6 protein-coding genes are annotated in these 7,452 nt (G+C 39.2%); 4 read left to right on the top strand and 2 right to left on the bottom strand.

All coding sequences use genetic code 11. The features are described from left to right. Positions 1-292 precede the first annotated feature (292 nt). Positions 293-1,432, bottom strand: a complete 1,140-nt coding sequence (locus G322_RS0115905; RefSeq protein ID WP_022942713.1) for a Wzz/FepE/Etk N-terminal domain-containing protein — start codon at positions 1,430-1,432, stop codon at positions 293-295. A 68-nt stretch (positions 1,433-1,500) separates the two neighbouring features. After that, a complete protein-coding gene (gene tsaD, locus G322_RS0115910; RefSeq protein ID WP_022942714.1) occupies positions 1,501-2,520 on the bottom strand; it encodes a tRNA (adenosine(37)-N6)-threonylcarbamoyltransferase complex transferase subunit TsaD in 1,020 nt (339 codons plus the stop codon). A gap of 206 nt (positions 2,521-2,726) precedes the next feature. On the opposite strand from tsaD, the gene rpsU reads away from it, so the two are divergent. The 4 genes from rpsU to rpoD all read left to right on the top strand — a co-directional run bounded on the left by rpsU (position 2,727) and on the right by rpoD (position 7,182). After that, entirely contained in the window at positions 2,727-2,942 is a 216-nt protein-coding gene (gene rpsU, locus G322_RS0115915) for a 30S ribosomal protein S21 (RefSeq protein WP_015464331.1), read from the top strand. 26 nt (positions 2,943-2,968) lie between these two features. Continuing rightward, a complete protein-coding gene (locus tag G322_RS0115920; RefSeq protein WP_022942715.1) occupies positions 2,969-3,412 on the top strand; it encodes a GatB/YqeY domain-containing protein in 444 nt (147 codons plus the stop codon). 80 nt (positions 3,413-3,492) lie between these two features. Then, entirely contained in the window at positions 3,493-5,256 is a 1,764-nt protein-coding gene (gene dnaG / locus G322_RS0115925; RefSeq protein WP_022942716.1) for a DNA primase, read from the top strand. An 84-nt stretch (positions 5,257-5,340) separates the two neighbouring features. After that, on the top strand, positions 5,341-7,182 hold the full coding sequence (rpoD, locus tag G322_RS0115930; protein WP_022942717.1) for an RNA polymerase sigma factor RpoD: 1,842 nt from the start codon (positions 5,341-5,343) through the stop codon (positions 7,180-7,182). Positions 7,183-7,452 lie beyond the last annotated feature (270 nt).

Consider the following 7,452-nt stretch of genomic DNA (forward strand, 5'->3'; position numbering starts at 1 on the left):
ATTTATCGAATTATCTTGCTTGGTTTAGGGAAAGCAACGCGAAGCTCAATAAACAAGAAATATTAGTCGCTGCCTATGGGTGACAACAGTGTTCTACAACAGAGCCAATTAAAATCACACCTACAAAGAGTGCTAACACAATCCATTTTAGCTTTAACATCTTTATTATCCATTGTAAGAAGTATTCAAAGTATATCAGCAAAAGCTAAATTAGATAGAAAGCATGTGAATTGTGGAGATAAAAAAACCTGCACAAAGCAGGTTTTTAAAAAATTCTTTAACAAAGAGTGTTTTATTCAGGATCTTTTTTAGTCATAAAATAATGTACCAGCGCAATAAAGATGGAAAGCATACCCGCAAGCAGTGTTGCTAAAATAACAATTAAAGCACGTTTAGGCGCTGCACGAGCAAGTGGGGGCTCAACAATTTCTAAGTAGCGAAAAGGGGTAAATGAGTGGTCATCGACAAATTCCAGATGATTCAGCGAATCTAAAGTGATCTGTTTCCCTGAAATAGAGGGATCTAAAATACTTAAATCGGTAATTGACTTTAAGACTTTAACCTTGGCTTTTAGCACTTTTTCTCCTAAGTTAATTTGAAATAATTCTTCATTAGGGTTAAGGTTTGTCTGGTAATCAACAAGCTCAGCTTGTGATGCAATTTGATACGCATACTCTGTTTTTTTCAGTAGCAATGCTAACTTTTTAGCCACTCGTTTTTTCGTTATCTCGATCGATACAATCAACCTCTGCTTTGATGAGTCGAGAAAAAGAAGAAAGTTTTTAAACTGATTATCTTTGACCTCTTCACTGATAAAAGCAATATACTCATTTAATAGCAACGCTGATGACATTTTTGTTGGCGTGCGAAAAGAGAGTGATACTTCGCCACTTTTAGCATCAATAGATGCCGTTATCTCTTTCATCCAGCTATTTAACGCGTGGCGATAAGCAACACGTAACAACTGATTTTTAGCTGTCAATTCATCTGTGGGAATTTTTATCTCTTTTGTTGCTAAGTAATCTAGAAAAATACTGTTTTTTTCTAGAAACTGTTTTTTATTCAGCGACGAATTAAATGAGTTGATGAATATTTTAAATAACGTTGCCGGCTCAAAAAGAGCAACTATATCTTTGGTGTTGGAGTCATTTACAATTGCCCCCACCTTTTTACTTTGCGAATAGAGAACGGCGACATCGTTAAGTTGAGGTTTTAATACTTTACCTTTCGCAACCCACCACTCTTGCGCATTCAAAGCATAAAAAACAGAACCGACAATAGCGACAACACACATGATCACCGTTAACCATTTGTAATCCCAAATCGCCTTAATCAGTTCACGTAAGTCTATCTCATCGTCCTGATAAGGTTGCTGATAAACACCAATATTTTCTTGCGTTGGGTTTGTATTAGGTTGATTTTGTTGTGTCATGTTTAAATTCTTATAAAATAAGTAAAAATATAAAGAGGCTAAAAACTAATAGTTATTATACCGAATTTTTAAGGAGAAACACTGATTAATGTATCTAATGGCCACCTTGGTTTAGCCTTAATAGCTAACGGCTCAAATTGCCCCGCTTTAAGGCGTTGCATACCCGCATAAGCGATCATTGCACCATTATCGGTACAAAATTCGTTACGTGGATAAAACGCTTCGCCACCACGATTTTTCATTAATATTGCAAGTTGTTCGCGCAGTGATTTGTTGGCACTTACGCCACCCGCAACCACTAAACGTTTTAAACCGGTCTCTTTTAATGCACGTTTACACTTTATTGCAATGGTATCAATAACAGCATCTTGAAATGCAAGCGCGATATCGGCTTGTGTTTGTTTATCATTTCCCTCTCTTGCAATGGTAATCGCAGCCGCCGTTTTTAAACCACTAAAACTAAAATCAAGACCCGGTTTTTTGGTCATCGGACGTGGAAAAACAAATCGCCCTGCAACACCTTGTTCCGCCAATTTTGCCAGACGGGGGCCACCTGGGTAATCAAGACCCAATAGTTTTGCTGTTTTATCGAACGCTTCACCAGCAGCATCATCGATACTTTCACCCAACACGTGATACTCACCAATGTTGTCAACCTGCACCATCAAGGTATGACCCCCTGAAACTAATAACGCCAAAAATGGAAAGTCTGGTTTATTATCTTCGAGCATTGGCGCAAGCAGGTGTCCTTCCATATGGTGCACTGCAATAGCAGGTTTCCCCCATGCAAACGCTAAACTACGGCCAATACACGAGCCCACTAATAATGCACCAACCAAGCCAGGCCCTGCGGTAAATGCGATAGCATCGATATCATCTTTAGTACATTTCGCCTCTGCTAAGGCTTCAATAATTAACGGAATTGTTTTACGCACATGGTCACGAGAAGCAAGCTCTGGCACCACACCACCGTAATCAGCATGCAGTGCAACTTGACTGTAAAGTTGATGGGAAAGCAGACCTAATTGGTCATCATAAATTGCAATGCCCGTTTCATCACAAGATGTTTCAATGCCTAAAATGCGCATGACGAAGATATCCTAAGTACAATAATAAAAAGAGAGCAGTTTACCTGTTTTTACACCAATTTAAGCGTTTAAAAAAAGTTTTATTTAATTTACAAAAATTAAGTACGGTAATTCTTTACTTTTCACCCTAAATAGGATTAAAATCTCGCACCATTTTAAATGCATTGGTCGCTTTACGACCGTATAACAATAAAGGTAATAGGCACATGCCAGTAATTAAACTTCGTGAAAACGAACCATTTGACGTAGCACTTCGCCGTTTTAAACGTTCTTGTGAAAAAGCAGGTATCTTAGCTGAAACTCGCAAACGTGAGTACTTTGAGAAACCTACAACAGTACGTAAACGTGCAAAAGCGGCAGCTGTTAAACGTCACCTGAAAAAACTTTCTCGTGAAAACGCACGTCGCGTTCGCCTTTACTAATCAACTGATTTAGAAAAGGTAAACTTATGTCTTTGAAAGTAAGATTAAAAGAGCAAATGATACTCGCAATGCGAGCGAAGGATAAAGTCCGTTTAGGCACTCTCCGTATGTTGCTTGCTGCGATCAAACAAATTGAAATTGATGAACGTATTGAACTAGATAATGACGCAGTGACGGCTGTCGTGGTTAAATCGGTGAAACAACGTAAAGATTCGATTACGCAATTTGAAAAAGCCGATCGTGATGATCTTGTTAATATTGAAAAGACAGAACTTGCGATATTGCAAGAGTTTCTGCCCCAACCACTCACCTCTGACGAAGTGAAAGCTTTAATCGAGCAAGCTATCGCGTCAACAGGAGCAAGTGGCATGCAAGACATGGGTAAAGTGATGGGCATACTCAAAAAAGATATTTCAGGACGCGCTGATATGGGCGAAGTAAGTGGACTTGTAAGAGCCGGCTTAGTTTAACCAACAGTTGTTTTGAATTAAAAGCCCCTTGCTTAGTAATAAGCTTGGGGCTTTTTTGTTTCTATTTTAAAAGGTTTTTTATGGCTGGACGCATCCCCCGACACTTCATTGATGATTTAATCGCACGTACTGATATCGTGGATCTCATTGATAGTCGTGTAAAACTTAAAAAGAAAGGCGGTGGTTATCGCGCTCGTTGCCCTTTTCATAATGGCAATAATGACAGCAGTTTTTCAGTAAATGAAAAACAACAGTTTTATCATTGCTTTAACTGTGGTGCGAGTGGCAATGTACTTACCTTTGTAATGGAATATGAAGGCTTAGAGTTTGTTGATGCCATCGAAACCCTTGCTAACCAATTAGGTATAGAGGTGCTAAGAGAAGAGGTGACTCACACTGGCGGGCAAGTCACTCCCTACGTTGATCGTAAAGATATGTACCTATTGATGGGGGATATTACAAAGTATTACCAACAACAGCTCTCACAACATAAAAACAGTGAAAAAGTCATTAATTACCTCAAAGGCCGTGGCCTTTCAGGTGAAACCGTTAAACACTTTAAAATTGGCTATGCTCCCGAAGGCTGGGATAGTGTCTGCAAACGCTTTTCTAATACCCCAGAAATAGAAAAACAACTACTTGAAGTAGGCATGATCAAGCGCAGAGAAAGTGGAGGCTGTTACGACTTTTTTAATGATCGCTTAATGTTCCCTATTATTGATCGTCGGGGTCGCGTAGTGGGTTTTGGTGGTCGTGTTTTTGATAATCAAGAGCCTAAATACCTAAACTCTCCAGAAACCCCTCTTTTCCACAAAGGCAAAGAACTCTATGGTTTATACCAGGTAAAACAAGCACATAAAAATATCAACCAGATCTTAGTCGTTGAAGGATATATGGATGTGGTTGCTCTTGGGCAATATGGTATTGATTACGCTGTCGCCTCTCTTGGCACCGCCACAACGCCTGATCATATCCATACCCTGTTTCGTCATACTAGCGAGATAGTGTGCTGTTTTGATGGTGATAAAGCAGGACGTAGCGCAGCATGGCGCGCATTAGAAAATGCCCTGCCCTATATTCAAGATGGTCGTACATTAAGCTTTATGTTTTTAGCAGAGGGTGAAGATCCTGATAGCTTTATACAGAAAGAGGGCAAAGAAAATTTTGAGTCTTTAATCGGTCAAGCTCTGCCACTTTCTGACTTTCTTTTTCAACAGCTTTTAGCACAAGTTGATATGAGTAGCAGTGATAGTAAATCAAAGCTTGCACAACTTGCCATCCCACTCATTAATCAACTTAATGAATCTACCTTCAGGCAGATGATGGAAGAGCGCTTAACAAAACTACTAGGCATTGAACTCGAAGGCCTTAAAAAGCTACTACCAAAAAAAGAAGATTCCAATAAAAAAAATAAAAAAAGCAAAACAACACCGATGCGTCTCGCTATCTCTCTTTTATTACAACACCCCAACATTGCTTATGGGTTGCCTGATTTCCCAGAATTCCAAGAGATGCAACTACCTGGTTTAACTTTATTGAATTCACTCCTTGAACTTTGTAGAGTAAGTCCCAATATAACTACAGGTCAGTTGCTTGAACATTGGCGAGAAAAACCACAAGGCAAGCAATTAAATCAATTAGCTGTATGGCAAAATGATGTAGAAGAAGATAAATATGAGGATGTTTTTCTCGATATTTTAGAAAACTTTCTTAATCTTCATCTCAATAATAAAATTGAATTTTTGAAACAAAAAGATCGCTCAAGTGAAACATTAACAAGTAAAGAAAAACGACAACTTACAATGTTACTCATGGAACAAAAACCTGAGCAAAAACAAAATTAATCAAACTGGAAAAATTTACATTTTAGGCGTATAATCTGGCGCTTGCATTTTTTCAATCACATCTTTCTATTTTGGACGGTATCTATGGCTCAAACACCTCAGTCACAGCTCAAAGAGCTTATCATCAAAGGTAAAGAAAAAGGCTTTTTAACTTACGCCGAAGTAAACGATCACTTACCACAGGACATTTTTGAGCCGGAGCAAATTGAAGATATCATCCAGATGATCGGTGATATGGGTATCAAAGTCTATGAAACGGCGCCCGATGCCGATGAGATAAGCTTAGGTGAAGAGAGCAACGATACTGCCGATGAAGATGCAGTAGAAGCAGCTGCTCAAGTATTAGCAACGGTTGAATCTGAAATCGGACGTACAACCGATCCAGTACGTATGTATATGCGTGAAATGGGCACGGTTGAGCTACTTACCCGTGAAGGCGAAATTGTTATCGCTAAACGTATCGAAGAGGGGATCAAAGAGGTACAAAATTCAGTATCTGAATACCCTGCAACGATTACTGGTTTATTAGATAATTGGGATAGCTACGAAGCTGAAGAGATGAAGCTAACTGATATGATCAGTGGTTTCATCGATCCTAATGATGAGATAACTCAGGCAGTTAGTGCGACACATGTCGGTTCAGAACTAACCAATAGTCAGCTCAAAGAAGCGGATAAAAAAGACGACGATGAAGAAGAGGAAGAAGGACCAAAAGGTCCTTGTCCTGAAGAATCAGCTGAAAAATTTGGCGAGTTACGCAAGCTTAATAAAGTTGTTGAAGACTCAATCGCTAAAAACGGTCGCTCTCACGCTGCGACACGCAAAGCAATTAACGCACAAGCAGAGTTCTTTCAACAGTTTAAACTAATTCCTAAACAGTTTGACCGTATGGTTAAAGCGATCCGTGCTTCTATGACGACCGTACGCACACAAGAGCGTTTAGTGTTAAAGATTTGTGTTGAACAAAATAAAATGCCGAAAAAAGCGTTCATTAGCCTATTCAAAGGCAATGAAACGAATGACGCATGGCTTGAAGCTATCTATGCAACAGAAGCAGATTACGCAACACGTATCAAAGAATTTGATGAAGACCTACGTCGTTGTATTCGTAAAATGACCGACGTAGAAAAACAAACAGCATTAACCATTGCTAACTTAAAAGAGATATCTCGTAACATGAGCATCGGCGAAGCAAAAGCGCGTCGTGCTAAGAAAGAGATGGTAGAAGCAAATTTACGTCTAGTTATCTCTATTGCTAAAAAATATACCAACCGTGGCTTGCAGTTCTTAGATCTTATCCAAGAGGGTAATATCGGCCTAATGAAAGCGGTAGATAAATTTGAATACCGCCGTGGTTACAAGTTCTCTACTTACGCAACATGGTGGATCCGTCAAGCAATTACGCGTTCAATCGCTGACCAAGCACGTACTATTCGTATTCCTGTACATATGATTGAAACGATTAATAAGCTTAACCGTATCTCGCGTCAAATGTTACAAGAAATGGGTCGTGAGCCACAACCAGATGAACTTGCTGAACGCATGATGATGCCTGAAGATAAAATTCGTAAGGTATTAAAAATTGCTAAAGAGCCGATCTCAATGGAAACGCCAATTGGTGACGATGAGGATTCACACCTAGGTGACTTTATTGAAGATACCACTATTGCACTGCCTGTTGATTGTGCAACCAGCGAAAGCCTTAAGAATGCAACTAACGAAGTATTAGAAGGGCTAACCGCACGTGAAGCGAAAGTATTACGTATGCGTTTTGGTATTGATATGAATACTGACCACACGTTAGAAGAAGTGGGTAAGCAATTCGACGTGACACGAGAACGTATCCGTCAAATTGAAGCGAAAGCACTACGCAAGTTACGTCATCCAAGTCGTAGCGAACAACTACGTAGCTTCTTAGATGAATAACTAAAAGCAAATTAAAATGAAAAATCCTGCCCTATCGCAGGATTTTTTTTCACTTTTAATTTATCACGTGACTTATTGCAAATAACTTGCTGTAATTTGATGGTTCCTTAACCAATCAAACGACATTCACTAGACATAGAAAAAAGCAGCTTATATAATCGCTTTTCAAATTAAGCAGTAAGCCTTGCTTCATGCTTTAATATAAAAAGTTGCCCCTTAGCCTATCTTTTGGCTTAGCGGTGAGAGCATTATGCTCTTAGAAAATAGTTT

This window comes from Psychromonas hadalis ATCC BAA-638, from assembly GCF_000420245.1.
Classification (GTDB): domain Bacteria; phylum Pseudomonadota; class Gammaproteobacteria; order Enterobacterales; family Psychromonadaceae; genus Psychromonas; species Psychromonas hadalis.

Excerpts from the sequence above, each read along its gene's own strand:
- G322_RS0115905 (WP_022942713.1), bottom strand. The coding sequence starts at position 1,432 with ATGACACAACAAAATCAACCTAATACAAACCCAACGCAAGAAAATATT.
- tsaD (WP_022942714.1), bottom strand. The coding sequence starts at position 2,520 with ATGCGCATTTTAGGCATTGAAACATCTTGTGATGAAACGGGCATTGCA.
- rpsU (WP_015464331.1), top strand. The coding sequence starts at position 2,727 with ATGCCAGTAATTAAACTTCGTGAAAACGAACCATTTGACGTAGCACTT.
- G322_RS0115920 (WP_022942715.1), top strand. The coding sequence starts at position 2,969 with ATGTCTTTGAAAGTAAGATTAAAAGAGCAAATGATACTCGCAATGCGA.
- dnaG (WP_022942716.1), top strand. The coding sequence starts at position 3,493 with ATGGCTGGACGCATCCCCCGACACTTCATTGATGATTTAATCGCACGT.
- rpoD (WP_022942717.1), top strand. The coding sequence starts at position 5,341 with ATGGCTCAAACACCTCAGTCACAGCTCAAAGAGCTTATCATCAAAGGT.